The sequence below is a fragment of the Pseudomonas sp. FP2300 genome, from assembly GCF_030687595.1.
In the GTDB taxonomy this organism is placed as follows: Bacteria; Pseudomonadota; Gammaproteobacteria; order Pseudomonadales; family Pseudomonadaceae; genus Aquipseudomonas; species Aquipseudomonas bijieensis.
This window is the reverse complement of the sequence record NZ_CP117440.1, coordinates 3958797-3984743: the sequence shown is the minus strand read 5'-3', so window position 1 is coordinate 3984743 and position 25947 is coordinate 3958797. Positions and strand designations below refer to the sequence as shown.

Below are 25947 nucleotides of genomic sequence, written 5' to 3'. Positions count from 1 at the left end.
GGGTCATTCCGGATCAGGGCACCAGTACGGCTTTTGCACTGCTGCCATGGGCGATCAGCGCGTACTGGGCCTTGCCGTCTGCCAGGGGGATTTCAAGGATATCCGTGGGAGCGTCGATGACGCCTGCCTCGAAGTGGCGGCCAAATTCTTCAAGCATCCGGGCGCAATCGGTGTTGTCGTAGAGCAGCGAGTTCACGCCGATCAAGACGCCGCCTTTGCGATAGAGCGCCAGGGCAGGGAAGTGCACCATCCCATCTGGCGGGGCGGCAATGATCGCGATGCGACCGAAGTTGGCCAATGCCGATACTGCTTCTTGCAGCCAGAAGCCAGTGGTGTCGAAGATGACCTGCGCGCCTGCGGGAAACACGGCTTTGACCTGTTCTGCAAGGCTGCCGGGTGCGCTGGTCACGATGACTTCGTAGCCTTTGGCTTGCAACTCGGCGGCCCGTTCCGGTCGCCGTACCGCCGCAAGCACACGTGCACCACGGGCCTTTGCCAGGGCCAGCGCTGCGCTGCCTACCGCGCCATTGGCGCCAATCACCAGAAACGTCGTGTCACGCTGCACGTTGGATCGTTCAACGGCATCGTAGGCGGTGGTGAAAGGTACGCCGATGGCCGCCGCCTGGACGAAAGACAAGCGCTCGGGTTTCAGGGCCACGCCACTGGCCGGAACCGTGAGGAATTGCGCATGGGAGCCGTCACGCAGGAACCCCGGGCCCTTGCCGGTTCCCCAGACCGCTTTGCCCAGCAGATGTGCGGGGCCTTGCTCGACCACCCCGGCGAAATCACGGCCGGGCACACGGGGCAAGGTGGTATAGGGAAAACGACCCTCCACATTTTTAACGTCACTGGGGTTGATCCCGGCGGCCTTGACCCGGATGAGGACTTCATCGGCACCAGGAACGGGGGTTGGCAAGTCGACAAGCGAGAGATAGTCCAGGCTGCCGGTGGCGCAAAACTGTAGGGCTTTCAAGCTGCAATACTCCTCGACGAAATGAGGGTCGAGGATAGCGTCCGAGCCGAGAGCGAGCCCGCCAGAGACTTTCGTCTATCGGACAAATCCCCTGGATGCCATCGCGTGCTTATACGCTGACGGTGCAATGCCCAGGGAGCGGCGGAACATCTCGCTGAAACTGCTCAGCGTATAGCCCAACCGTGCCGCTATCGCCCCCACCGAGTCGCCCTCCAGGAGTGCGGCGACGGCGTGGGCAAGTTGCACTTGTCGGCGCCACTCGGTAAACGTCAGGCCAAGCTCGGCATGGAACAACCTGGCCAACGTGCGCGTGCTGGCCCCCACCGACTCGGCGTGTTGCTCAAAGGACATGGCGAGTCCGGGGACATCGAGCACCGTCTCGCACAAATTGCGCAAGCGTCGATCCCCACCAACGGGCATGGGCACTTTGAGCACCGCCGAGCGCAGTTCACGAAGTTCCAGCACCAGCAGGTTGTCCAAGGCATCACGCATCGCCGGATCAGGACGGTTGCCCAGCGCCACTCGACGGATGATCAGTTCGCGCAGCAGTTTGCTGACCTCGAGTACTTCCAGCTCAAGCCCCACGCTCATGGCGAGTTCTGCACGCAAATACAGATTACGCATTTCCAAGGGCGAAACGACTCGGATCCCGTGTGTGACCCGAGGCGGCAGCCACACCGCGCGCTGCGGCGGCACCAACAGTGCCGCGCCGGGCGTATCGACCCACATGAGGCCACTTTGCGCGTAGAGAAGCTGGCCCCATTCATGATGATGAGGCGCGATCAACATCCCGGACGGGTAGGTGCGGGAAAGTGGTTGGACAAGATGAGTCGTGTCCGTCAGATCGGGGGGTGAAGCAAGGGCCATGACCGGAGCTCGGAATGATATCGGTGCTTTTTAGCACAAGTGCGCAGGGGTTGGAGCCTGGCTGGGCCAGCCCGTCAGAGCTTGCTTGGGGCGATTGTGCCGCCGCGATCGCGAGCAGGCTCGCTCCCACAGTTTTCCGGGGTGATAGTGAGATTCGAGAGACACCCTCAATCCCCTGTGGGAGCGAGCCTGCTCGCGATCGCGGCGGCTCAGGTCGTACTAGGATTGAATGTTGCGCCGATGACTATGCCGCCTCCGCCGCCATCGCCGCCTGGACGCTGGGGCGTGCTGCGATTCGCGCCATGAACGAGGCCAGCACCGGCCAGTCCCCGATCTGGATATTGAACGACGGCAGCCAGTTCAAGACGGTGAACAGATAGCCGTCGGCCAGGCCGAAGGTGCCCATCAGGTAATCCTGTTGTTCAAGCGCCTGGCTGAGGTAGTCCAGGCGCCTGAACAGTTTTTTCCTGAAGATGGCTTTGGTCGGCTCGGCAATATCGGCGTTGAACAGTGGGGCACATCCGCCGTGGATCTCGGAACTGATGAAGTTCAACCACTCCTGCAGGCGCACCCGCTCCCAGGTGCCATTGGCTGGCGCCAGCGTGTTTGCGGGGACCAGATCGGCCAGGTACTGGACGATGGCGGGCCCCTCGGTCAGGACATTCCCGTTATCCAGGACCAAGGCGGCCACGTAGCCCTTGGGGTTGATGGCCAGGAAGTCGAATCCGTCGGCGGTTCGCTTGGTCTTGTTGTCGACCCGAATCAATTCAAAGGGCAGGCCCAATTCCCGCAGCACGATGTGCGGGGACAATGAGCAGGTCATGGGGGCAAAGTACAGTTTCATCGTTTCCTCAAGGACGGGGGGACGTGCCGCCAGGATCCGTGAGGGAAGGAACATTTTCAAAGGACATCTTCAGTGCTAGCGTATGACAAAATCTCATGAGCAAGACAAACCTCCATGGCCAGTCGAATCCCTTCTCTCAATGGCCTGAAAGCATTCGAATCAGCCGCCAGGCACATGAGCTTTACCAAAGCCGCGCAAGAGCTGAACGTCACTCAAACAGCCATAAGCCACCAAATTCGCCGGCTCGAAGATGAGTTGGGCGTGCGCCTGTTCCTGCGGCTCAAGGATGGCCTGGCCCTGACAAACGAAGGCCATGCCTATTTTCCTGGCGTTCGTGCGGCGTTCCAGGAGTTGCGCTATTGCACGCAGACGTTGCTGGAGAATCGCAATAACAGCGTGTTGACGATCAGTACCCTGGTTTCATTTGCCTCCAAATGGCTGTTGCCGCGCCTGGCGTCTTTCCAGCAGGCATTCCCCACTATTGATGTGCGCGTCACGGCGTCCACCGACTGGGTGGATTTTCGTCAGGGCGGCGTAGATGCGGCCATTCGCTACGGTCATGGGGGCTGGAAGGGGATGCGGGCCGACTGGCTGATGGCCGATGAAATCTTTCCGGTGTGCAGCCCCAGGCTACTGCAAGGTCCAACGGCCTTGGAGAAACCGGGCGATCTGGCCCGGCACACGTTATTGCAGGTTAGCGGCGTGACCGGCGACGACTGGAGTTCATGGTTGAGTGCCGCCGGCCAATCGAAAAAACTGGCCGAAGGCAGCCGGTTGACCTTCGACCTTGCCATGATGGCTGTACAGGCTGCTGTCGACGGCCTGGGGGTATGCATCGGACGTTCAACTTATGTCGAGGATGACCTGAAGGCAGGACGGCTGGTTGCACCCTTCGATCTGCGATTGAAGTCTGATCTCGGCTTCTATTTCGTGAGCCCCCATGACATGGCCGATTCCCCAAAAGTGCAGGCTTTTAGAACCTGGTTGATGGATTCCGTGGGTTTTGGTGCAGAAAAGTGATTACAGCGTACCGTTCAGTCTCCAACCAGTGAGCCGATATAAATTAAGAAGGTCCGGTTACTTTCAGGGTTCACCGAGGGTACGTCATGTTTAATAAGAAACTAAAAAATGAACTGACGGCTAGGACGGCCGAATTGGCAACATACAAGGGACTGGTTGGCGCCTTGGAGCGGTCGATGGCGGTTATCGAGTTCAGCCCCGATGGCAAGGTCCTTCGGGCGAACGAGAATTTCCTGAGCACGATGGGCTACCGTGCGGATCAATTGGCGAACCTGTCCCACAGGGATTTCTGCACCCCGGCGCTGACGGGCAGCGCCGAATACCGTGAATTCTGGAACCAATTGCGCGCCGGCAAATTCGTTTCCGGTACGTTTCAGCGCCGCAGTGCGTCAGGCCAGAATGTATGGTTGGAAGCCAGCTATAACCCGGTCATGGACGAGCAAGGCCGCGTCGTGAAGGTGGTCAAGTACGCACTCGATGTCACCGCCAGAGTGGCCAATGAGGCCGAAACCCGTGGCCGGCTGGCGGCGCTCGACCGTGCCATGGCAGTGATCGAGTTCGACCTGGGTGGCAACATCCTGACCGCGAACGACAACTTCATGAATGTCATGAATTACTCGCTGGCCGAGCTCAAGGGCAAGCATCACCGGATGTTCTGCGAGCCCAGCCTGGTGGGCAGTGCGGAGTACAGTGATTTCTGGCGGCGTCTCAACGCCGGTGAATTTTTCAGCGGTCAATTCAAGCGTCTCGGCAAAAACGGCAAGGTCGTCTGGCTGGAAGCCAGCTACAACCCGGTCTACGACGCCGAAGGCAAGTTGTGCAAGATTGTGAAGTTCGCCAGTGACATCAGCGAACGGGTGGAGAAATTCGAAGAGGACTCCCGCGGCGCTTCCCGTGCGTATCACATCTCCGCCGAAACCGAACGGGTGGCCGAACAGGGCGCCCAGGTGATCCACCAGACCGCCAAGGAGATGCGCGAGATCGCCGACAACATCGGTGCCTCCGCGCGTCTGGTTGGGCAACTGGGGGCGCGTTCGGAAGAGATCACGGCCATCGTCAACACCATTCGCGGCATTGCCGACCAGACCAACCTGCTGGCCCTCAACGCGGCCATCGAGGCTGCGCGCGCCGGTGATCAGGGAAGGGGCTTCGCGGTGGTGGCCGACGAGGTCCGGCAACTGGCCGGGCGCACCAGTCGCTCCACCTCGGAGATTGCCGAAATGATCGGCATGATCCTCTCCGAAACCCGCGATGCGGTCGCGAGCATGAACATAACCCATGAAGGCGCATTGCGCGGTGTCACCCTGGCGGACCAGGCCGGATCGGTCATCGTGCAGATCCGGAACGGGACCACCGATGCCCTCGATGCGGTGAGCATGTTCGCGTCCAAGCTCGACGAGTCCGAGGTGATTCCCAAGACGGCTATCGGCTGGGTGGGTTGACGTGAGCTGAGGCCTCGCCCTTGCGATCCATGCGCTTGACCAATTCAAGCAGTACCGCGCGCAACTCTGGCGGTCGCACGGGCTTGGCCAGCACCGAGATATTCAGGCTTTGCAGTGATTGACGGATCCGCTCGATCTCATGCCCGGTGATGACCAGCGCCGGGACTTGCCAGCCGCGCTGTTCGCGTATCGCGGCGATGCATTCGGAGCCTGAAATTCTTGTGCCCAGGTCGAAATCGGCGATGACGATGTCGCAATCACTGGCCAATCCCTCGCCGTCGCTGTGGGCCTCGACCTCGCAGCCCCATTTTTCCAGCAGCGCCGAGGTCGCCATCAGCACGTTGGCGTCGTCTTCTACCAGGCACACTCGCAAACCGTCCAGGCGATTCTGGACGGGCACGACCTTGGGCGACGTGATGCGTGGTGCCGCTGGTTCCAGGCCGCTGATCGCCACCCTGGTGCCTTGTCCGACCTTGGAGCGGATGTGTATATCGACGTCCAGTAGCTGGCTGATGCGCTTGACGATGGACAGGCCCAGGCCAAGGCCCTCGACATCTTTGTCGCGCACATGACGCACGCGGTAGAACTCCTTGAACACTTCGGGCAAATGTTCGGCGGCAATGCCGCGTCCCTTGTCGTAGATCACCACGGCCAGGCGTTTGCCCTGGCGACGCACGCCGATCAGCACAGGTTGGCCGGGCGCGTACTTGAGGGCGTTGGACAGCAGGTTCTGGACCATCGTGGTCAGCAAGCCGGGATTGACGCTGACCCAGTAAGGACAGGCGCGCAGACGCAGTTCGACACCGGCCCAACGGGCCGCCTCGGTGTTTTGCTTGACCACGTCTTGCAGCAATTGGCCCAAGTGTACGGTGTCGGCCTTCGGCATCAGCTGGCCGTGATCCAGGGTGTAGATATCGAGGATCGAGCGAAACAGTTGCGATACGGTGTGCAGCGAGCGGTCGATGTTGTCCACCAGCCGCAACTCTTCAAGCCCCAGCCGGGCGTCACGCAGGCAGGCGGTGAACAGGCCGATGGAGTGGATCGGTTGGCGCAGGTCATGGCTGGCCTGGGCCAGGAACCGCGACTTCTCCTGATTGGCCGAAATGGCCTCTTCGGAGGCAATGCGTGTGCGCTTGAGCAAAATGTGCGCGTAGGCAGGCACCACGATGGTGGTGACAATCAGCATCAGGAACATGTAGGGCTGCGTGCGCCAGAATGGGTTCAGCCAGAAAATCAGCACCAGGGTCGACAGCGCGATAACGGTTGCCAGCGCCAGGTAGCGCGAGCCGAAGCGCATGCCATTGCCTAAAGTGACCCAGAGCAGCGCTGCGTAGATCGGCAGTGCGCTTTCACCTCCCAGCACCATGGCGAACGCGATGCCCGTGTAGTCATGCAGCATCGAGAAAAGGCGTCGCCAGAAGAAGTGTCCTGGCCAGCGCTTGATGATCATGCGCAGGAATACCGAGGCGACGATAAACGTCACGATGTAGACGATGATGGGCACGTAGCCTGTGGCACCACCGGGATGGATACTGGCCAATACGGCGATATACAGCAGCGCACAGGCGCTGACGATCAGGCGCAAGGTGGCCTGGTCGAGTTCACTGTTCTTTTCCACTGGTTTTTGAACCTCATGAGCTTCTGATGCCTTGAGCAATCGTAGCGGCTAGCCCATCCGTGCTATTCAGAATTGTTGCCCGAGCCGGGATACTTCAGGGGGTATTACCACTCAGGACGTCGGGAGAGTACATGAACGGAGTCGTTCGTTTTGTCAGTGTGATCAGCGCCACGATGCTGTGCGCTTCAGTGGCCCATGGGGGGAGCCAGGCGTGCACGATGGAGGGCGAAATGACTGTCATGGGGCAACACATCGAGGCGAAGGACTGCGTGCAGGCGAGCGATAAGCAGCCGGTGGCCAAGTTCCGCTCCAGCTGTGAGGCCTATGCCAACATGCCGGTCGCACTGGGTGGCGAAGCGGGCAGAATCACCTATTCACAGGCCTGCCCGGAAAATCCCCAAGGCACCTGTTTGAATGTGAATGGGCAGGGCGTGGACTTCTATTACTACAAACGTACCGCTGAGCTGTTGGACAGCACACGCAAGGGTTGTGCCTTGAGTGGAGGTACCTGGAAGGAGTGATCGGCGAGGGTGGGGGCAGGCTTGATGCTGCCCCCACCGGACGAGCCATTACGTCAGTAGACCCTGTAGTACTTCACGACGTCATCGACGAAATAGATGGTCAATACCGAGCCTTGGGTCTGGCTTTGGCCCGTTTTCGTGCCGGTCACGCTGCTGACGTCGTTGGCCACGGTCTGTGCCTTGGACAGTTGTGCCGAGGTGTCGTACATCTTCTGGCGCGTTTCGGTCGACACGTATTTATTGGCCAGCTTCATGTATTTATCCAGACCCTCATCGCTCTTTTCATAGGTCCAGTTCGACTCGTTGCTGGTACTGGTCGAATTGAGTTCTTCATTGGTCGGCGCACCGAACATCTGTGTGATCTGGCCTTTTGTCGTCTTGCCCGGAATGATCGTTTGCTTGAGGTAAGCGACGTCGTATTTCCTGGCGCCCTGATTCAAGGAGCTCATCAAGTTACCCAAGTCACCGGTGTTTGCACAACCGTTGAGTACGCCCGCCAGCACGCACAGCGCCAATCCATTTCTAAGTGTTTTTCCATATTCGAAGGACATGATGACTTACCTTGAGTTAATGTCAGGACCATTCCATTTCAACCGGGTGACGGTGAAGTTGACCCAGCATTGCGCCGCCTACCGATTTATTTGAGTAATAGGCTTCGCACGCCAAAACGTTTCAATAGGCACAGGGATACTGCACGGCGTATGGCGCGTTGGCTTTTATGTCTGGCTGTTCGAACAGCCTTTTTAAGGAGCGTCCACAGCTTAGGGGGGAGTACTGGGCGAAGCTATAGTACAAGTGTGCTATGGCCTTGGAGGCGGGCAAAGAGGATAACGCTCAATTAATATTGCGGCGGCATATATTTAATTGTCTTGTTTTTCCGACCATCCGCCATTACTGGGGAAATTGGAAAATTGCGCCGCGGCCGCCGCGCGTGTGGGGACACCCAGGGATTTGAGCAGGCTTGAGACATGGATGCGCACCGTGAAGGGGGAAATGCCCAAGTCCCGCGCGATCTCCTTGTTGGTCTTGCCGGCGGCGATCAAGCCAAGCACTTGCCGTTGGCGCGTGGTCAGTTGGGAAAGTGCATCGTCCATGATCGAGTTTTCGGCTTGATACTTCACTACCACTTCGCCTTCGCGTATTGCCATGATGGCGTCGGCAATACCGGCGGGGTCGATATTCTTGCCGATGAAACCGTCGGCACCCTGGGCCATCACCTGGGAAATAACCTCGATGTCATCCACCATTGAAACCACGATGATCGAGGTGCGTTTGAATTCACTGCGCAGTTGGCCTATGACTTGCAAAGATTTGATCCCGGGGAAGCGCAAGTCGAGTATCAGGGAGTCTACTTCCACCCCGGACCGTGCCAGCGCCAATACTTCGTCCAGATTGCCAGCTTGTTCTATGGTTGCAGTTGGCATGAGTCGTTCAATGGTCCTGAGCATTCCTTCGCGAAACAAAGGATGGTCGTCTGCAACAATTACTCTGCACGTCATGTTTTCAGATCCTTCTGATCTTCAAGTCCGCGAATCGTAACCTAAACTACCCCCTCGGGTTTCAAGTTTGATACAACCTTTCATGTTGGAATAATCCTGTGACCATGACGGAAAAGAATAGCGAGCTTGATCAGGCTACGTTGAGATTGACGGTCGGGGCCTGTGCTTCACTCTACGTCATTGTCGTGGCGTGTCTGGCCAGTGACTTCGATACCTATGTACCGATCCTCTGGTACATGACGTTTTTCTTCGGCGTCGCGGTCCCGCTGCGCATGGCGGTCAAGCGCTGGCCCGGGCACTTCTTCCTGCGTCGGCTTTTTGCCATGACGCTGGACTATGCAAGCCTCGCCTTCGCCTTGATCGTGGGTGGGGAGGGCACGCTGCCGGTGTACGCGGCAGTGCTCTGGGTCACGTTGGGCAATGGCATGCGTTTCGGCTCGCGCTACCTGGCGCTGGCAACCGCTATCGCGCTGTCGACCCTGGGGGTGATTTTCCTGCTCACGCCGTTCTGGCGTGGCCAGCCCTACCTGTTCCTGACGTTGATCGTCACCACCATCGTGGTGCCAGCCTACGCGCATATCCTGCTGACCCGTACCCGCATCGCTTCGGAAGAGGCGATTGCCGCGAACCAGGAGAAATCCCGCTTCCTGGCCCAGGCCAGCCATGACTTGCGCCAGCCGATCCACTCGATCGGCTTGTTCACCGCCTGCCTGCGCGACGCCCGGCTGGGCCAGGAAGAACTGCGACTGGTGGATAACATCGACCGTTCGCTGCATATCGTGTCGCAGCTGTTTCGTTCGATCCTGGACATCTACACCCTCGATAATGGGCAGCTTGAACCCCAGGCCGAACCCGTGCACCTGGGCGCGTTGCTCCAGGACGTGGTCAAGCAGAACACCGAAGCCGCCCGTTGGGCCGGTGTCGAGTTGCGCCTGCGGCCTTGTCGGCATTGGGTCAACGTCAATGCCGGCCTGTTGGCGACCATGGTGCAGAACCTGGTCTCCAATACGCTCAAATATGCCCCCGGCCAACCGGTGTTGATCGGCGTGCGTCCGAGAGGCAGTGGCCTGGCCATCGTCATCTATGACAAGGGCCGAGGCATTGCCGCCGAACACCTGCCCGAGGTGTTCAAGGAGTTTTATCGGGTACGCCATGTCCGTGACAAGGATGTCGAGGGGCTGGGGCTGGGGTTGTCCATCGTGAAGCGCATCAGCCACTTGATCAATCTGGACATCCAGCTGGACTCCCGGCTCGGCCAGGGCACCCGCGCCATGATCCAAGGACTGGAAAGGGTCGCGCCGAGGGCTGCGGTGGACAGGCCGGTGCCCACCCAAAGCCGCTTGCAGGGCTTGCGGGTGTGCCTGGTGGAAGATGACGCCAACGTGCTGATGGCGACGTCCGCGCTGTTGGAGAAATGGGGATGCGAAGTGGAAACCCACAGCGACGGAGTGGGCGTGACCAGTGACTGCGACATCATCATTGCCGACTTCGACCTGGGTACGAAGGTCTCGGGTTCCGAGTGCATTGCCGCGATTCGCGAACACCGGGGCTGGGAAGTCCCCGCCATGATCATGACCGGCCATGAAATCGAGAGAATTCGCCATGCGCTGCACCACATGAACATTTCGATCCTGGCCAAGCCCGTGCGCCCCCCGGAGTTGCGGGCGACCTTGCTCGAGCTGACCAAGACTTTCGCCAGCATCAGGACATGACCCCACCCAAGCCATGCCAAGCAGCCATCAGCCGGGTTTTCCACCATTCCATTTTATGAAACGGTGGATTGCAGTTTGTGCGTATTCCTGCGCAGCCGCTTTGGGCAGAAGATGACTCCAGCCACTTGCACACCTGTGCAGACGATGGCGGAGAATCTCTAACCGTAGCGCACTGGCGCAGGCGTTCATGCTGCGAAGCGCGAGGAGTAGCTGATGGACGAAGCCTTGCAAGCAAAAAACTCGCCCTGGCATGAAGGAGAGCTGGCGTTGCAGCGCTCCGTCGGAGCAGTCGACATGATGGCCAGTGTCGGTCAGCGGCAACTGGCGCGCACCTGGATGCCGGACCAGCATCGGGAGTTCTACGCCCAACTGCCTTTCGTAGTGCTGGGGGCCGTAGACCGGCAAGGCGATGTGTGGGCGACCCTGCGCGCGGGGCAACCGGGCTTCATGAACTCGCCCGATCCGCAGACCCTTCACATCAACCTCGAGCCTGAACCGAACGACCCGGCCCAGGAGGGCATGGGCGAAGGGGATGCCATCGGGATGCTGGGCATCGAGTTGCACACCCGCCGCCGCAACCGCATGAACGGTGTCGTGCGTCGTCAGCTCGAGCCAGGGCTCGAAATTTCAGTGAGCCAGGCGTATGGCAACTGCCCTCGCTACATCAACCTGCGCCAATACCATTTTGTCGACGCACAGGCCGTCGCGCCGGTTCAATTGTCTGTGTCAGACCCGCAAGTCCGGCGCCTGGTGACGGCAGCCGATTCGTTCTATATCGCCACCTATGTGGTGCGCGATGGCGAGCGGCAGGTCGATGCTTCTCATCGTGGCGGCAAGCCGGGGTTCGTGCGCATGGATGAGGACGGGTCGCTGACCATCCCGGACTTTTCCGGCAACCTGTTCTTCAACACGCTGGGCAACATCCTGCTCAACCCACGGGCCGGGCTGGTGTTCGTCGATTTCCAGACGGGCGATCTGCTGCAAATGAGCGGCTCGGCGCAAGTCCTGCTGGACGACCCTCAGATCAGCGCGTTCCAGGGCGCCGAGCGGCTGTTGCGCTTTACGCCGCAACGCATCGTTTATCGCCCGGCGGCCATTGCGCTGCGCTGGAAGGATCAGGACGAGGGCGAGTCGCCCAATTCAATGATGACCGGCAGCTGGGAGCAGGCCACCGAGCGCTTGCAGGCTGAGGCACTGCGTAGCCGCTGGCGTGCGTTGCGGGTTGCGCGGGTGGTCGATGAAAGCCCCAGCATTCGCTCGTTCTATCTGCAAGCGAGCGATGGCTTGGGTTTGCCCCGGTTCGAAGCCGGGCAACATTTGCCAGTGCGGATCTTGCTGGAGGGACAGACCACGCCAGCGATCCGGACCTATAGCGTATCCAGTGCGCCGTCGGATGATTTCTTGCGCATCAGCGTCAAGCGCAATGGCTCGGTATCGTCCCACCTGCATGAGCGGGTGCAGGCGCTGCACGAGATCGAAGCGCGGGCGCCCCAAGGCCATTTCACCGTCCAGGCCACCGAGCGGCGTCCGTTGGTATTGCTGGCAGCGGGGGTGGGCATCACGCCGCTGTTGTCGATGTTGCGCGAGGTGGTTTACCAGGGGCTGCGCATCAGCCGCATGCGCCCGGTCTGGCTGGTGCAAAGCGCCCGTACGGTGGCCGACCTGGCGTTTCGTGACGAAATCGACGAACTGGCCGCCCGCGCCGGCGACAAGTTGCAGGTTTTGCGCATGGTCAGCCAGCCACCCACTGAGGCCGGCGACGCCGCTGGCTTCGACCTGGCCGGCAGGATCGATGTGGAACTGCTCAAGAAACTGCTGCCGCTCAATGACTACGACTTCTATCTGTGCGGGCCGGGCAGCTTTACCCAGGCGCTGTACGACGGGCTGCGCAAACTGCGCATTCCTGACGATCGCATTCACGCGGAAACCTTCGGTCCCTCCACGCTTGTACGAGATATCGAAGTCACTGTCCCGGCGCCACAGCAGGTGCCGGCCGCGAGCGAAGCGGTGAAGGTCTTGTTCGCCAGCTCCGGCAAGGAAGCGCGTTGGGAACCCGGCAGTGGGACGTTGCTCGAACTGGCCGAAGCGCGCGGTTTGAACCCGGAATTCAGTTGCCGGGGCGGTTCCTGTGGCACCTGCAAAACCCGCTTGAGCCGCGGCCAGGTGCATTACTTGAGCATGCCGGCCGAACCGGTTGGCGAAGGTGAAGTGCTGATCTGTTGCGCGGTGCCGGCCCAAGGGAGCGAGCCGTTGGTGCTTGAGGCCTAGTGGCCTGTGTGGCTAATTCGTGCACTCAACTTCGGCGCCAGTGCTTGCCAAGCTGCGTTACCATTCCTCGCCGTAGCGGGCTACGACTCGTCATGGCGCCTTGCCTGGCAATCACTGGCACTCGAATTTGAGTACTCGAATTAACCGTACAGGCCACTAGTCTGGCGAGCCGACTGTTTCACCGAGTGAAATGCTGGATTGTAAAAGCTGGTTATTCCGCTCTGCGGCACAGGAGCAGAGGATAGCGCCATCGACGCGATCACCGCTTCGAGCCAAAAAACAACACGGAGTACGTCATGTCTGAGAAAGCGATCAAACTTTATCGCCATCCGTTGTCGGGTCACGCCCATCGTGTCGAACTGATGCTCTCGCTGCTTGGCCTGCCGACCGAGCTGATATTCGTGGACTTGATGAAAGGCGAGCACAAGACCCCGGAATTCCTCGCCATCAACAGTTTTGGCCAGGTGCCGGTGATCGATGACAACGGCACCGTCCTGGCTGACTCGAACGCGATCCTGGTCTACCTCGCGGCCAAGTACGGCAAGGGGCAATGGCTGCCCGCCGATCCGCTGGCCCAGGCCCGGGTGCAGCGCTGGCTTTCGGTGGCGGCGGGGCAGATCAACCAGGGGCCGGCCAACGCCCGCCTGATCACCGTGTTCGGCGCCGGTTATGACGCCGAAGACGCGATCAAGCGTTCCCACGCCCTGTTGCAAGTGATGGAACGGGAGTTGGGGCAAAGCCGGTTCCTGGCCGGTGAGCAAGCGACCATCGCCGACGTTGCCGCGTACACCTATGTATCCCACGCGCCGGAAGGCAACGTCGCGCTGACCGAATACCCGAACGTCCGGGCCTGGTTGGGCAGCATCGAAGCCTTGCCGAACTTCGTCGGCATGCAGCGTACCGCCAAGGGCTTGCAGCAAGCCTGATTCAAGGCATAGGAGCTTGCCGGGCGGCATCTTCCGGCAACCCCCTTGCGTTACCCGGCAACGACATTCAATTCACGTGCCCTCAACCAAGGCTGGATCGCCCATGGATCGCTTTCAGGAAATGCAGATTTTCATGGCGGTTGCCGAGGAGGAGGGGTTCGCCGCTGCTGCCCGTCGACTGCGCATTTCGCCTCCGAGCGTGACGCGCGCCATTGCGGCGATGGAGGAGCGGATCGGCACCCAGCTGTTGTCTCGCACCACCCGCAATGTGCACCTGACCGAAGCGGGGCAACGCTATCTGGAAGATTGCCGGCGGATCCTCAGTGAACTCGAGGAAGCCGAGGAGGCCGCTGCCGGTAGCTACTCGATCCCCTGCGGGTATTTGACGGTCACCGCTCCGGTGCTGTTTGGCGAGTTGTACATTGCACCCTTGCTGACGGATTACCTGGATCAGTTTCCTTCGGTACACCTCAACGCCTTGTTGGTCGACCGCGTGGTGAATATCGCCGACGAGGGCATCGACGTGGCGATACGCATCGGCCATTTGCAGGAAAACAGCCAGCACGCCATCAAGGTGGGAGAAGTGCGCCAGGTGATTTGTGGCGCCCCGGCTTACTTTCAGCGACATGGACGGCCAACGCATCCTGGCGAGTTGAGCAAGGCCAATATCGTGATGTCTTCGGCCAGTCATCTGCTGAGCCACTGGCAGTTCATGGACGAGACCAACTCGCTGAGCTTGCGCTTCGATCCACGCCTGGTGGTGACTGCGAATCAGGCGGCGATCAATATCGCCTGCCAGGGCTGGGGCGTTACCCGAGTGTTGTCCTATCAGGTGGCCCGACAGGTCGCCGATGGTGAACTGGAAGTGGTGCTCAAGGCGTTCGAGCCGCCGGCGTTGCCGATTCACGTGGTGTATCAGAAGAGCAATCGAGTGCCGGCCAAGGTGCGCACGTTCGTGGACTTTCTCAGCGATCGATTGGGCGGCGACGTGACGCTCAAGCCTGTCGAAAGAGGCCTCGCCTGATGGCGCGTCACCACGAAATGCTGATGTTCCACGCACTGTCGCAATGCCCCAGCCTCGCCTCGGCAGCCCTGCACCTCAACGTATCCGGACCGACCGTGATGCGCGCCGTCGCTCGGCTGGAGGCGCGACTGGGCGTGCAATTACTGTCGCGAAGCACGCGCGGGGTGGTGCTGACAGAGGCCGGGGTCGGCTTCATGGCCGATTGTTCACGTATCCTCAAGGCCATCGACGAGGCCGAGGCGTCTGCCAAGGGCTGGCATGTCCAGGCGCAGGGCAACCTGACGGTCCTGCTGCCCCTGCTGTTCAGCCGCTATATCATGGCCCCGATGCTGGCGGGCTATATGGACCAGTACCCTGAGATCAAGGTATTTGCCCACTACCACGATCGTTTTCCGAACATGCATGAGGAAGGGCTGGATGTGGCGGTGCTGGTGGGGCATCTACCCAGTTGTTCATTGATAGCACGACCTGTCGGTAGCGTTCGCTCGCTTGTCTGCGCCAGTCCTGGCTACCTGGCGCTGCATGGTGAACCGGTTGTCCCGCAGGACCTGCACCACCATCGACTGATCGCCACGCAGGCCAACCAGGATTGGGTTCAGTGGCCCTTCCAGCAAGAGGGCGAGGCCAACTTCCTCAAGGCACGCACACGACTCAACTGCGCCACGCTACAGGCGGCCATCGACGCCGCGGCTCATGGTGCCGGGTTGATGCGCTGCTTGAGCTATCCGTTGTACGACTATCTGAGCAGTGGGCGCTTGCGCCGGGTCTTGCAGCCCTATGAGCCGCCCTCGATACCGGTTCATGTGGTCTACCGGGAAAGACGCAAGGCGCCGATGCGCGTGCGCAGTTTCGTGGACTACATCGTCGAGCACCTGCGCGAGCACCCAGCCCTGCGCGCCGATGCTTGTTGAGTGTCAGCGGATCCCACGGCGTAAGCGTCCTGGGGCCTCACCGTAGGTTTCCTTGAATTTCTTGCTGAACGCGGCCTGGGATTGGTAGCCAACCTGTACCGCGATATCGCTCAAGCCCAGGTGTGAATGGCTGAGCAGGCTGAAGGCCAGCTCCATTCGTACTTGCGTCAACAGCACCCACGGCGAGACGCCGGCCACCTTGATGAACGCGCGCATGAAGCTGGCCCGGGACATGCTCGCGATCTCCGCCAGGCCTTGAATGGTCCACTCGTACGCAGGGTCCGCCAGCATCGCTTGCCAGGCTCGGCCCAGACGTTTATCGCCCAGCAGGGCCAGTGAGCCGCTGTCCTGCCCGTGGCTGGCCAGGTGCGCACGCAGGATCAGGGTGAACAGGGCCTGGGACAGGGCGTCGAGCAAGAAGCGCGCGCCGGGTTTATTTTCATCCGCTTCCCCGCGAAGGATCTCCACCAATGCCGGCAATGGTCCATTGGCCGGTAATGCGCCGCTGGGAATCACCAGGTACTCGGGCAAGGCGCCGAACAGCAACGAAGCCCGGTTGAAGTGAAAACCACCGCAAAGCATATCCAGCTCCGCGCTGGCACCGCCAATGCGATGAATCGGCAAAGTGCCCCCGGTCACGACCCGGGGCGAGGTCGGCGTCACCGTTTTCCCGGGGCTGTGCATGACGTGTGGGGCGCCGCGCGGCAACAACAGGATGTCACCGGCGCGCATGGGCAAGCGCTGCCCGTCGGCAAACTCGACGCGACATTCGCCGGCCAGGACGATGTGATAGGGCGCCGTGCCCAGGGCTTGTTGCCCGTGATCCAGGGCCCAGTCGCCCTGGAATTGACAGCGCAGGTCCAGGCTGCCGCGAACGTTGGCCAGGCTGATGAGTTTATCGATCGCATTCATTTGAGCGTTTCGCCAAAAAAACTGAGCGCATTGAGCAAACCGCAGTGGCGCCGGGGTGAAAAACTGAGGGCGTCAAAACAGTACACCCAACCCACTCAGGAGTTAATGCCATGTTCAATAACTGGTCCGAATTGTTGCCCACCATCCAGAAAGCCTTTGGCGCGCTGGGTCGCAGCAACCCGAAAATGGTCAAGGCCTATATGGCGCTAGGGGAGGCCGCCAGCGAAAACAATGTGCTCGATGCCAAGACCCGCGAGCTGATCTCGATCGCCATCGCCGTGACCACCCGCTGCGACGGCTGTATCGCCGCCCACACGGATGCGGCGATCAAGGCCGGCGCGAGCCGTGAGGAAGTCGCAGCGGCCCTGGCAACGGCGATCTCGTTGAACGCGGGTGCTGCCTACATCTACTCGCTGCGGTCGCTTGAAGCCTATGACACGCTGAAAAAGCCGGCGTGATTTGCACCCGATCCCCAGCCCTGGAGCCTGAACGGTACCAGGGCTTTTTTTGTGCTGTCCGCTGCGATTGTTTCAGGTGGCGCAATTGAGTCATGAGGCTGCCGGGCATTCTCTAAAAATGGTTTGCCAGTGAAACTGATCCTGAAAGTGATTGACCACTCCAGGTCGTCGCAGCGCTCTGCACACAGCAGGAGATTCCCATGAACGACGCTACTTGCACTGACAGCCTTTGGCCGGATACCTCCGTCGCGATGTACCCAGAGCACGAAAGCGGCTTCCTGTTGCCCCAATTGATGGGCGCCTTGGCAAGCGAGTCCGCCGGCCCCGTTTCCAATGGCCTGTGTCGGCGGCGCTCGATCGGCACCGTGTTGACGAAGGCTGGCGTCTTTGTGATGCGGGTGCTGATTCATCGCGCGTCATGGCGGATGTAGATGCATCGTGTACGCCTATACAATGCTTGGAAATGCTCAAGCTCCAGGTGGTGGTTCCGATGTTGCTACGTCACTTGCGGTATCTGCTGGCGGTCGCTGACCACGGCGGCTTCACGCGCGCCGCCGAGGTGCTGCACGTCTCGCAGCCGACCCTGTCGCAACAGATTCGGCAACTGGAAGAAACCCTCGGTGTGAGTCTGTTCGACCGCACGTCTCGCACGGTCCGGCCGACGGATGCGGGCGCGGCCTATATTGAATGTGCCCGTCGGGTGCTGGTGGAACTGGCGGCCGGAAAGCGGGCGCTGCACGACGTCAAGGACCTCTCCCGCGGCACTTTGCGGCTGGCCATGACCCCGACGTTCATGGCTTACCTGGTCGGGCCGCTGGTGCGTGACTACAGCGCGCGATACCCGAATATCCATCTGCAGATCTTCGAGCTGTCGATGGTCGACATCGAGGCGGGGCTGGCCAATGACACCTTGGACATCGCCATCGCCTTCGATCAGGCCAGGCATGCCGATATCGAATCGATCCCGGCGTTCAGCGAGACACTGGGGCTGATGGTGGGGCGCAATCACCCGTTATACGACTGCCAGGTCGCACTGACGGCTGAGCAGGTCGGGCAACTGGAATTTGCTTTGTTGACCCCCGACTTTGCTACCCGTACGTGCATCGACGAATACTTCGCCCAGGCCCGGATCACGCCAAAAGTGAGCATCGAGGTCAACTCGGTCAACACACTGCTGGAAGTGATCAGGCACTCGACCGTTGCCACCATTCTTCCGGAGCCCATCGCCACCCAGGAGCGCGCACTGCGCAAACTGGCGTTGCTGGACGCGGCCCCTCGGCGTGGGGCCGCGCTGTTGCGGCGCAAGAACAACTATCACAGTGCGGCATCCATGGCCTTCATGGACATCATGCTGCAGTCGCCGTGCGGGCCGGCACGGCACACGCCCGAGGATTTTCAGCCAGGGGCCTGAAGCTGCGATTATCGGTGTCCAGGGCATCGATGGATCCGGTCTCGATGTCATAGACCCAGCCGTGCAGGTTCAGCAGGCCTTTCTCCTGGGCCAGCCGCACGCTCGGGTGCGTCTGGATGTTCGCCAATTGGGCGATGACGTTTTCACGCACCATCGAACTGACTTTCGCCGCGTCATCGACGTGAGGTCGTGACCCGTTGATGACCCTGGCCGACTCGGCGTGTTGCAGCCAACCGCTTACCGCTGGCAGATGATCCATGCAAGCGCATTTGGCGACGGCCGTCATCGCGCCGCAATCGGAATGACCACAGATTACGATGTCCTTCACGCCCAGTACCGCGACGGCATATTCCACCGTGGCGGAGACGCCGCCTGGATGTGGGCTGTAGGACGGCACGATATTGCCGGCATTGCGGATCACGAACAGTTCGCCGGGTTCCTGCTGGGTCAGCAGCTCAGGCACCACGCGGCTGTCGGAGCAGGTGATGAACAAGGTGCCTGGGTGTTGCGTGGTGGCCAGGTGTTTGAACAGATCGGTCCGTTGTGGGAAGACCTCTTCCTGGAACTTCAGGAAACCTTCGATGAGCGCTTTCATGATGTTCGCCTTGTAATGAAATTGGAGATGAATGAAGTGACTGGCTGCGGGGAGCAGCCAGTAGCAAGATCGTTGAGTGGTTTGGCCGCAGCCTACAGGCCAATGACCGGTCAGAACGGACGCAGGGGCAGGAACTTGCCGTCCAGTGTGATCACCGCGCGGGAGCCACCTTCCGGGTCCTCGACTTTCTTGATATCGAGCTTGAAGTTGATCGCGCTGATGATGCCGTCGCCGAACTGCTCATGGACCAACGCCTTGAGGGTGGTGCCGTAGATCTGGATCATTTCGTAGAAGCGATAGATCGTTGGATCGGTTGGCACACCGGCGAGGCTGCCGCGCAGAGGGATGATTTGCAGGCGGGCTATCGAGTCAGCGGTCAGGTCGAGTTTCTCGCCAATCACCTTGGCCGCGTGTTCCGGCAATGGGTGCTGGCCGAGCAGGGCGGCGGTGACGTAGGCAAGGCTCAGGCCGGTGTCGTCGGCCAGGTCCTGCCAGGACAGGTTCTTGCGCGCCTTGGCATCCAGCACTTCGGTGGTCAGGGCCAGGCTGGTGTCATTGTAGGCGTGAGACTGTTGCATGGCGTAGCTCCTATCGGTTTGGGGCGGGTTGATGTCGCTTGGGTGAAGCCATCATCTGCCGCTTGAGCTATAGCGTCCAAGACCGATATGCAATGCAATGTATTGGTGTTTCCTATGGATTGGGGCCGTCCCATGCTGGGAGAACTAACCCTTCATGCCGTTGTTCCTAATTGAATGCCAGGTAACGTGCGGATCGCTTCGATGGAAATGCCCGTTTGAAAACAAGGCCAGCAAAGCGGTGTTGAGTCTTGCCGCGAAGGTGTGTGGATTGAAGCTGACATACCCTGAAACCCAGATTTCAGGAAGCGCCGAATAAGGCTCCCGTTACGTCTTGGCCGGCGAGTCGACCAGCCGACAAGTCCCCAGGAAATAAAACACACCCCCGGCAACAATGAACAGGGCGAGCATGTAGAAGATGTAGTGAGGCGGCTGCGTTGCCAAAACGACGCCACACAGCACTGGTCCGCAGGCCCCGCCGAGGTTGCCAAGATTCTGCGCGGCGTAGTACATGCCGCGCAGGTGGTCGGGTGCGATGTTGTCGATGAACATGTATTCAGCGGGAAAGACGATGATCTCTCCGACCGTGAACACCGCCATGGCGATCACCCACAACACCAGGGTGTCGGCCAGGGCGAAGCCGGCCAGCCCGACGATGAACAGACTCAGCCCGGCCGCCAGCCACAGGTTCAGATGATGGTGGGAAATCCTGCGGCCAATGGGGTATTGCAGGCTGATCACCATCAGCGCGTTGGTTGTCACAACGGCACTGATGATGCTGTAGGTGAACTGGGCTGTTGTCGTGACCACCAGGTACTGTGAGAGATAGGCCGTGAACTGGCCGAAGACCACCGCACTGAGCAGGCCGCCAAGGGTGAAGCACACCAAGCGGTAATCCCGCAGCAGGAGCTTGCCCACGGCCAGAAAGGGCACGGGTTTGTGGCTCGTATCGACGACCGCCAGGCCTCTGTCGCCCCAGACGAAATAGACCAGGCAGAACCCGGCACCGAGCATGCCGGACAACAGGAATGGCAAGCCGATGTCCAGTTTGGCCACCCCCGCGCCAAGAAACGGCCCAACGGCGTAGCCGATGTTGGTCAGCGTGTATTTGATCGAGAACGCTTCGCTGCGATCGGCGACTGCAAGCAAGCTGCCAAACCCGGCCTTGACCGCGATATCGATGACGGCATACGCCAGGTTGATCAGCACCAGGCAGCCGTAGAACGACCAGAGATCACGGGCCAGGAACGTTCCGAGAAAACCCGCCGCGAACAGTGCGCTGAACCCCAGGATGAGTCGGTGGCTGGACATATTGTCGACCAGAAAGCCGCCGTACAGGCTCAACAGGGAACCGATGATCAATGTGCTGCCGATCACCAGGCCGATGTCGGCCACGTTCAATTCAAAGCTGTCCGACAGGTAAATGACCAGGTAGGGCAATGTGATTGCCCGAGCCAGCGTCAGGATGAGTGACGCAGAAAGCAGCAAATTGACTGATGTGGGGTAGCTTTTAAGGGTAGCGAGCATCCTTGCCTCATACGACTGCAGATGTTTATAGGGGGGCAGCGTCGTCTCGCGGACGGAAACGCAGCGGCCAAGCTTACTGAGGAATTCAATTCTGATTTATGATGATTTTTCTTGTATTGAGTGAATCCAGTTCATGAGTAAAGGATGGCCATGTTCTCCTCGGAGCGATTGAAGGGGATCGATGTATTTGTCTGTGTCGCCGAATCCGGCAGCTTCAAGGCCGCCGCCGAGCGGATGAGCCTTACCAGTTCTGCCATCAGCAAAAGCGTCGCGCGCCTGGAGAGCCGGCTCGGGGTTCGCCTGTTCGACCGTACGACTCGACGGGTTTCGCTGACCGATGCGGGGATCATCTTCCTTCGCACCTGCGCAGGCGTGCTTGCAGACCTGGAAGAGGCTGAATTGTCTCTGCACGCTGAAAACGCCGAGCCGCGTGGCAGGGTTCGGATCGACCTTCCCGGGGCCTTCGGCCGATCCCAGGTGCTGCCTATCGTCTTGCGATGCTTGCAAGGCTATCCGCAACTGGTGCCACACATTTCGTTCTCCGACGGCTTCATCGACCCAGTGCACGAAGGGGTGGATATCGTGATCCGTTTAGGAGGCGCGGACATATGGCCCGACACGTGGGGGCATCGTTACCTGGGCCGCGAATGGCATATTTTCTGCGCATCGCCGGCCTATCTGGCCAGGCATGGCACGCCCCTGGTCGATCTCGATCTGGAGCGGCATCAGTGCATTGCCTACGGTTGGCCGGACGGAAATGTCAGTCCTTGGAATTTTGCCGGGGGCCACAGGGGCGAAACGCTCAGGAAACAGGTATCGCCAAAGCTGGTGGTGGGCGATGGCGAGGGCCTGGTGGTTGCGGTATTGGCCGGTTGCGGTATTGCGCAATTACCCTCCTGGTTGGTCCAGCGGCAACTGGAAGAAGGGACATTGGTTGAAGTGCTACCCCAGTTGGCAACCGATGGGATGGCGATCAATCTTGCCTGGCAGAAAAGCCGTGAGAAGCTTCCCAAGGTTGCTGCTTTACTGGACGTGCTGACGGCCAGCCTGGCTCAAACGGTTGGAGGGCAGGGGTAACGAGTTCCGGCTGTCAAGACTCACGCTCAGACGCTTGATGCCTGGCCTGCCGGCCTTCGGCACCGACGACCAGCCAGATGCCGATGGCGGATATCGCCATGCCCGACGCCATCTGCCATGAAAGCGGTTCGTTGAACATGGCCCAGGCCCAGAGCATCGTAACGGGCGGGCTGAGGTACAGGACGCTGGCAACTCGGGTGGCCGTCGCGCGGCGCAGGCACAGCCAATAGAGTCCATAGCCACCCATCGTCGATAGACCCGCGGTCCACACTACGCTCAGTGCAAAGCCTGTGCTGGGCAGCGGCGCCAGGCTGCTATGGGCGCCCTCGACCAGGGCGAAGGCAAGGCCTGACACGCAACATTGCAACCACAGGTTGGGCAGCAGGCCCAGTGATTGTTCGGCGGTCAGATCCTTCTGCCACAGGGTCGCGACGGCGAGCGAGAGCATGCCAAGCAGCGGCAGCCCATAGGCCCACAACGGCGCGTTGCCCCACGCCAGCGCGCCCTGGGTCACCAGCATGGCACCGAGCAGACCGATGAGCAGGCCGACCCAGACCTGCCAGGCCAGTCGCTGTCTGAGCACGCCCGCAGCCAGCAGCGCCAGGCCCAGAGGCAATAGGTCGGCGACCAGTGCGGCCAGGCCCGCCGGTACACCCAGGGCAATGCCTTGGGTGATACCGGCCAGGTAGCCCGCCATCGCCAGCAAGCCGATGCCGGCATTTTTCAACAGCACCACACCTGAGGTTCGGCGTAGCTCCCTGGCGACGAAGGGGAACAGGACAAGTGTGACCACCACGCAACGCCAGAACACCACCAGCAGTGCTGGCGCGTAATCGATGGAAAAGCGCGCGCCGATGAAACCGGAGCTCCATGACAGAAGCAATGCGGCCTCGAGTAACGGCAATGGAATCAGCCAATACCAGGCGGGCCTGGGCAGGGACGTGCATGTCATCGATTTATTCGGGTTCATGACCACAGGCTACGAAACCCGGCTAATCTAATAAATCAAAATGTAATGCATCAGTCATTCACGAAGATTGAATCATGACGGCCATACTCGATATCGACTTGATACGGACTTTTCATGCGGTGGCGCGGATCGGGAAATTCAGTGCGGCGGCAGAACAACTGCACAAAAGCCCGGCGGCGGTCAGCGTGCATATCCAGCGCTTGGAAGCGGTCGCTGGCGGGCGGTTGCTCAATCGGGACAATCAGTCGGTATCCCTCACCGCGTTGGGCAAGCGTTTGCTCGTGGCGACCACGGAACTGCTGAGCACCCATGACCGGGTGCTGGCCGACCTGCACGGAACCCGTTTGGCCGGACGCATCACTTTGGGGGTGCCGGATGAATACGCAGACCATGTCATCCGCGACATCCTCCCGACGTTCGCCGCCGCGTGGCCTAACGTGGTGCTGGAGCTCAAGACCGCGCCAAGCTACGCGCTACGTGACCTGGTGCAGCGCGGCAAGCTCCAGGCAGCGGTCGTCGCGCAGCCGAAGGGGCCGTTGAGCGCAGAGGCGCAAGTGCTGGTTTCCACCACGCCGGTCTGGGTCGGTCCGGTCCACACGACGGTGGCCTCGATGGAGCCGCTGCCGCTGGCCGTGCATGCGGCGCAATGCCCTTATCGGCAAGCGATGATGGAGGCCCTGAGGCAAAGCGGCCGCAGGATCCGAGTCGTCCTGGAAAGCCCCTCCACCCAGGCCGTCAAGGCGTGCGTGGAGGCCGGGCTGGCGATCAGCCTGATAGACCGTGCGCGGGTGACGGATGCCATGCGGATCCTCGAAGACCTGCCGGTTATCGCGGAGCATGAGGTGGTGTTCATGCGCTCCCTGGCGTCACACGAGGATGAAGCCGTGAGCCTGCTATCTCGTGCGATGCAACAGTATTTTCGACTGTAGACCGGTGTGGGGGGCTGCACAGCAGCCCTCCACAATGAACGGATCAAGCCGACAACGGCGGCGTCCGAGGCGGGACCAGGCGTTTGGAGCCCGTCGCTTCAAACGCCGAAGCCAGTTGCAACAGCCTCGAATCATCATAGGCACGGCCAGCAAACGTCAGCCCGACGGGCATGCCGATGTCCGCCATGACGCCCATCGGCACGGTGACCGTGGGCACGCCCAGGTGGCGGATGGCGAGGTTGCCGTTGGCGACCCAGATCCCGTTGCTCCAGGCGATATCGGCAGACGTCGGGTTGACGTCCGCATCCGCCGGCCCGACATCGGCCACGGTTGGGAAGATCACCGCGTCCAGGCCCAGCCGCTGCATCCACTCTTCCAGATCGATTCGACGCGTCTCTTCAAGCCCGCGCAAGCCGTCGGGCAGGGAAGGGATCTGGTCCCAGGGCGTAATGCCCCGTTGGGCCATCTTCACGTATTCATCCATGCCGGCGGCCAGATCGTCTTCCCGGTTGGGCAGGGTGCCCGGGTCGTGGGGGAAGATTTTCGGGCCGTCGACGTCGGCCAGGCGATTCAACTTCGGATCACCGTTGGCCCGCAGGAAGTCATCGAATGCCCAGGCCGACAGGTCCCACAATTCGTGGTGCAGGAACTCCTTGGAAACCAGGCCGCGAGTGAATACCGTCGGTGCGCCGGGACGATCGCCCTCGCAGTTGGATACCAGGGGGAAATCCACCTCGACCACTTCGGCACCGCAGGCCTCAAGGGCCTTGCGCGCTTGCTCCCAGAGGTCGATCACCGAAGGCCGGGTGACGATCCGCTGCCCCGTCGGGCCGCCAATGCCGGGAGTTGGGGCCGTGCCCGCTTCAGGATCGGCGTTGATGTACATCCGAGGCACGCCGAACCGAACGCCTGACAGCGCGGCTGGGCTGCTGGCAAGGCTCGGATACGAGACAGGACGAACCGAGGCGACGCTCGGAATCGGCACCCAGGGTTGCAGGCGCCACAGGTCGCCACGGGTGTCCGGGTCATCGGCTACCACCACGTCCAGCACTTCGAGCAGGTCGGCCATGGTCCTGGCGAAGGGCACGACGACGTCCATCGTCGGCGTCAGCGGCCAGTTGCCACGCACCGAGATCACGCCGCGCGACGGCGTATACGCACACAAGCCATTGTTCGACGCCGGACCGCGTCCGCTCGACCAGGTTTCTTCAGCAAGGCCGAACGCCGCGAAACTGGCGGCGGTTGCCGTACCCGCACCATTGGAGGAACCCGAGGCAAAGGGCGCGGTGAGGTAGTTACCGTTGTATGGGCTCTCGGCACGGCCATAGACCCCGCGCTGCATGCCGCCGTTCGCCATGGGCGGCATGTTGGTCTTGCCCAGGCAGATGGCCCCGGCGGCGCGCAGCCGCTCGATGGTGAACGCATCGCGATAGGCAACCAGGTCCTTGAACGCCGGGCTGCCGGACGCCGCAGTGAGCCCCTTGACCAGGTAACTGTCCTTGGCCGTATAGGGAATGCCGTCAAGCGGACCCAGGGTCTGGCCGTTGGCCCGACGGGCATCGCTGGCCTGGGCCTCCTTCAATGCGTCGGGGTTGCGAACTACCACCGCGTTGAGGGCCGTGGGCGTGTCGGGGCCGTCGTAGGCATCGATCCTGGCGAGGTAGGCCTGGACAAGCGCCACCGCCGTCGTCTGGCCCGACTCCAGCGCAGCGCGCAATTGGGCAATGGAGGCTTCGGTGATTTCGATCATGTTGTTAGCGCCGCGGCAGAGGGATGGCGGGGTGTTCGGGTCCATTGAAGTTGCTCCTGACACTTCAGGTCATCTCAAAGTGGATATTTATCGGTCTTTGCCACTGTACTACGGAATA

Annotated in this window: 25 protein-coding genes and 1 pseudogene; 14 read left to right on the top strand and 12 right to left on the bottom strand. The window is 60.7% G+C overall.

What is annotated here, in order from left to right; translation table 11 throughout:
- Positions 1 to 13: 13 nt before the first annotated feature.
- From PSH86_RS17625 to gstA, 3 genes are all read right to left on the bottom strand, one after another.
- Positions 14 to 973 (bottom strand): zinc-binding alcohol dehydrogenase family protein, encoded by a 960-nt coding sequence (locus PSH86_RS17625; protein ID WP_109753098.1) that lies wholly within the window; start codon positions 971 to 973, stop codon positions 14 to 16.
- Between the two features lie 75 nt (positions 974 to 1048).
- Positions 1049 to 1840: a helix-turn-helix transcriptional regulator gene (locus PSH86_RS17620; RefSeq protein ID WP_204334250.1), complete on the bottom strand. Its 792-nt coding sequence runs from the start codon at positions 1838 to 1840 to the stop codon at positions 1049 to 1051.
- Positions 1841 to 2084: 244 nt separating this feature from the next.
- Positions 2085 to 2684, bottom strand: coding sequence for a glutathione transferase GstA (gene gstA, locus PSH86_RS17615; RefSeq protein ID WP_163858323.1), 600 nt, complete (start codon positions 2682 to 2684; stop codon positions 2085 to 2087).
- A 114-nt stretch (positions 2685 to 2798) separates the two neighbouring features.
- Here gstA and PSH86_RS17610 point away from each other — a divergent pair, with 114 nt between their 5' ends.
- The 3 genes and pseudogenes from PSH86_RS17610 to PSH86_RS30615 all read left to right on the top strand — a co-directional run bounded on the left by PSH86_RS17610 (position 2799) and on the right by PSH86_RS30615 (position 5146).
- The gene (locus PSH86_RS17610; protein ID WP_116832617.1) at positions 2799 to 3704 is read left to right on the top strand and encodes a transcriptional regulator GcvA; all 906 of its coding nucleotides are present in this window, start codon (positions 2799 to 2801) and stop codon (positions 3702 to 3704) included.
- 86 nt (positions 3705 to 3790) lie between these two features.
- Positions 3791 to 4510 (top strand): annotated as a pseudogene (locus PSH86_RS30620) (PAS domain-containing protein); the annotation flags it as partial.
- Between the two features lie 21 nt (positions 4511 to 4531).
- Positions 4532 to 5146 carry a methyl-accepting chemotaxis protein gene (locus tag PSH86_RS30615; protein ID WP_370873818.1) on the top strand — a complete coding sequence of 205 codons (615 nt, stop codon included), beginning with the start codon at positions 4532 to 4534 and terminating at the stop codon, positions 5144 to 5146.
- On the opposite strand, the gene PSH86_RS17600 is transcribed toward PSH86_RS30615, so the two are convergent.
- On the bottom strand, positions 5127 to 6764 hold the full coding sequence (locus PSH86_RS17600; protein WP_109753092.1) for a hybrid sensor histidine kinase/response regulator: 1638 nt from the start codon (positions 6762 to 6764) through the stop codon (positions 5127 to 5129). The genes PSH86_RS30615 and PSH86_RS17600 overlap by 20 nt on opposite strands.
- A gap of 131 nt (positions 6765 to 6895) precedes the next feature.
- Here PSH86_RS17600 and PSH86_RS17595 point away from each other — a divergent pair, with 131 nt between their 5' ends.
- On the top strand, positions 6896 to 7285 hold the full coding sequence (locus PSH86_RS17595; RefSeq protein WP_146206848.1) for a hypothetical protein: 390 nt from the start codon (positions 6896 to 6898) through the stop codon (positions 7283 to 7285).
- A 53-nt stretch (positions 7286 to 7338) separates the two neighbouring features.
- On the opposite strand, the gene PSH86_RS17590 is transcribed toward PSH86_RS17595, so the two are convergent.
- Both PSH86_RS17590 and PSH86_RS17585 read right to left on the bottom strand, forming a co-directional pair.
- Positions 7339 to 7836, bottom strand: coding sequence for a hypothetical protein (locus PSH86_RS17590; protein WP_116832614.1), 498 nt, complete (start codon positions 7834 to 7836; stop codon positions 7339 to 7341).
- A 309-nt stretch (positions 7837 to 8145) separates the two neighbouring features.
- Positions 8146 to 8784 (bottom strand): response regulator transcription factor, encoded by a 639-nt coding sequence (locus tag PSH86_RS17585; protein WP_305483848.1) that lies wholly within the window; start codon positions 8782 to 8784, stop codon positions 8146 to 8148.
- Between the two features lie 104 nt (positions 8785 to 8888).
- Here PSH86_RS17585 and PSH86_RS17580 point away from each other — a divergent pair, with 104 nt between their 5' ends.
- The 5 genes from PSH86_RS17580 to PSH86_RS17560 all read left to right on the top strand — a co-directional run bounded on the left by PSH86_RS17580 (position 8889) and on the right by PSH86_RS17560 (position 15625).
- Entirely contained in the window at positions 8889 to 10496 is a 1608-nt protein-coding gene (locus PSH86_RS17580) for a hybrid sensor histidine kinase/response regulator (RefSeq protein WP_232200975.1), read from the top strand.
- 213 nt (positions 10497 to 10709) lie between these two features.
- On the top strand, positions 10710 to 12764 hold the full coding sequence (locus PSH86_RS17575) for a pyridoxamine 5'-phosphate oxidase family protein (RefSeq protein WP_305483847.1): 2055 nt from the start codon (positions 10710 to 10712) through the stop codon (positions 12762 to 12764).
- A gap of 296 nt (positions 12765 to 13060) precedes the next feature.
- Positions 13061 to 13690, top strand: coding sequence for a glutathione S-transferase family protein (locus PSH86_RS17570; RefSeq protein ID WP_109753087.1), 630 nt, complete (start codon positions 13061 to 13063; stop codon positions 13688 to 13690).
- A gap of 103 nt (positions 13691 to 13793) precedes the next feature.
- Positions 13794 to 14714, top strand: a complete 921-nt coding sequence (locus PSH86_RS17565) for a LysR family transcriptional regulator (RefSeq protein WP_163858328.1) — start codon at positions 13794 to 13796, stop codon at positions 14712 to 14714.
- Positions 14714 to 15625 carry a LysR family transcriptional regulator gene (locus PSH86_RS17560; RefSeq protein WP_305483846.1) on the top strand — a complete coding sequence of 304 codons (912 nt, stop codon included), beginning with the start codon at positions 14714 to 14716 and terminating at the stop codon, positions 15623 to 15625. The genes PSH86_RS17565 and PSH86_RS17560 overlap by 1 nt, the downstream gene beginning before the upstream one ends.
- Before the next feature lie 3 nt (positions 15626 to 15628).
- Here the strand turns inward: PSH86_RS17560 and PSH86_RS17555 are convergent, their stop codons facing one another.
- Positions 15629 to 16537 (bottom strand): AraC family transcriptional regulator, encoded by a 909-nt coding sequence (locus tag PSH86_RS17555; protein ID WP_212800985.1) that lies wholly within the window; start codon positions 16535 to 16537, stop codon positions 15629 to 15631.
- 110 nt (positions 16538 to 16647) lie between these two features.
- On the opposite strand from PSH86_RS17555, the gene PSH86_RS17550 reads away from it, so the two are divergent.
- From PSH86_RS17550 to cynR, 3 genes are all read left to right on the top strand, one after another.
- Entirely contained in the window at positions 16648 to 16995 is a 348-nt protein-coding gene (locus tag PSH86_RS17550) for a carboxymuconolactone decarboxylase family protein (RefSeq protein ID WP_060741839.1), read from the top strand.
- A gap of 200 nt (positions 16996 to 17195) precedes the next feature.
- Positions 17196 to 17426, top strand: coding sequence for a hypothetical protein (locus tag PSH86_RS17545; RefSeq protein ID WP_116832609.1), 231 nt, complete (start codon positions 17196 to 17198; stop codon positions 17424 to 17426).
- Positions 17427 to 17485: 59 nt separating this feature from the next.
- Positions 17486 to 18406: a transcriptional regulator CynR gene (cynR, locus tag PSH86_RS17540; protein ID WP_163858332.1), complete on the top strand. Its 921-nt coding sequence runs from the start codon at positions 17486 to 17488 to the stop codon at positions 18404 to 18406.
- Here the strand turns inward: cynR and PSH86_RS17535 are convergent.
- From PSH86_RS17535 to PSH86_RS17525, 3 genes are all read right to left on the bottom strand, one after another.
- A complete protein-coding gene (locus PSH86_RS17535) occupies positions 18342 to 19001 on the bottom strand; it encodes a carbonic anhydrase (RefSeq protein ID WP_109753082.1) in 660 nt (219 codons plus the stop codon). The genes cynR and PSH86_RS17535 overlap by 65 nt on opposite strands.
- A gap of 110 nt (positions 19002 to 19111) precedes the next feature.
- Entirely contained in the window at positions 19112 to 19579 is a 468-nt protein-coding gene (cynS, locus tag PSH86_RS17530) for a cyanase (protein WP_109753081.1), read from the bottom strand.
- 324 nt (positions 19580 to 19903) lie between these two features.
- Positions 19904 to 21103 carry an MFS transporter gene (locus tag PSH86_RS17525; RefSeq protein WP_305483845.1) on the bottom strand — a complete coding sequence of 400 codons (1200 nt, stop codon included), beginning with the start codon at positions 21101 to 21103 and terminating at the stop codon, positions 19904 to 19906.
- A 150-nt stretch (positions 21104 to 21253) separates the two neighbouring features.
- Here PSH86_RS17525 and PSH86_RS17520 point away from each other — a divergent pair, with 150 nt between their 5' ends.
- Positions 21254 to 22180 (top strand): LysR family transcriptional regulator, encoded by a 927-nt coding sequence (locus PSH86_RS17520; RefSeq protein WP_305490372.1) that lies wholly within the window; start codon positions 21254 to 21256, stop codon positions 22178 to 22180.
- A gap of 13 nt (positions 22181 to 22193) precedes the next feature.
- Here PSH86_RS17520 and PSH86_RS17515 read toward each other — a convergent pair whose 3' ends face one another.
- Positions 22194 to 23150 (bottom strand): DMT family transporter, encoded by a 957-nt coding sequence (locus tag PSH86_RS17515; protein ID WP_305483844.1) that lies wholly within the window; start codon positions 23148 to 23150, stop codon positions 22194 to 22196.
- Positions 23151 to 23224: 74 nt separating this feature from the next.
- Here PSH86_RS17515 and PSH86_RS17510 point away from each other — a divergent pair, with 74 nt between their 5' ends.
- The gene (locus PSH86_RS17510; RefSeq protein WP_109753076.1) at positions 23225 to 24079 is read left to right on the top strand and encodes a LysR family transcriptional regulator; all 855 of its coding nucleotides are present in this window, start codon (positions 23225 to 23227) and stop codon (positions 24077 to 24079) included.
- 43 nt (positions 24080 to 24122) lie between these two features.
- On the opposite strand, the gene PSH86_RS17505 is transcribed toward PSH86_RS17510, so the two are convergent.
- Positions 24123 to 25829 (bottom strand): amidase, encoded by a 1707-nt coding sequence (locus PSH86_RS17505; protein ID WP_305490371.1) that lies wholly within the window; start codon positions 25827 to 25829, stop codon positions 24123 to 24125.
- Positions 25830 to 25947 lie beyond the last annotated feature (118 nt).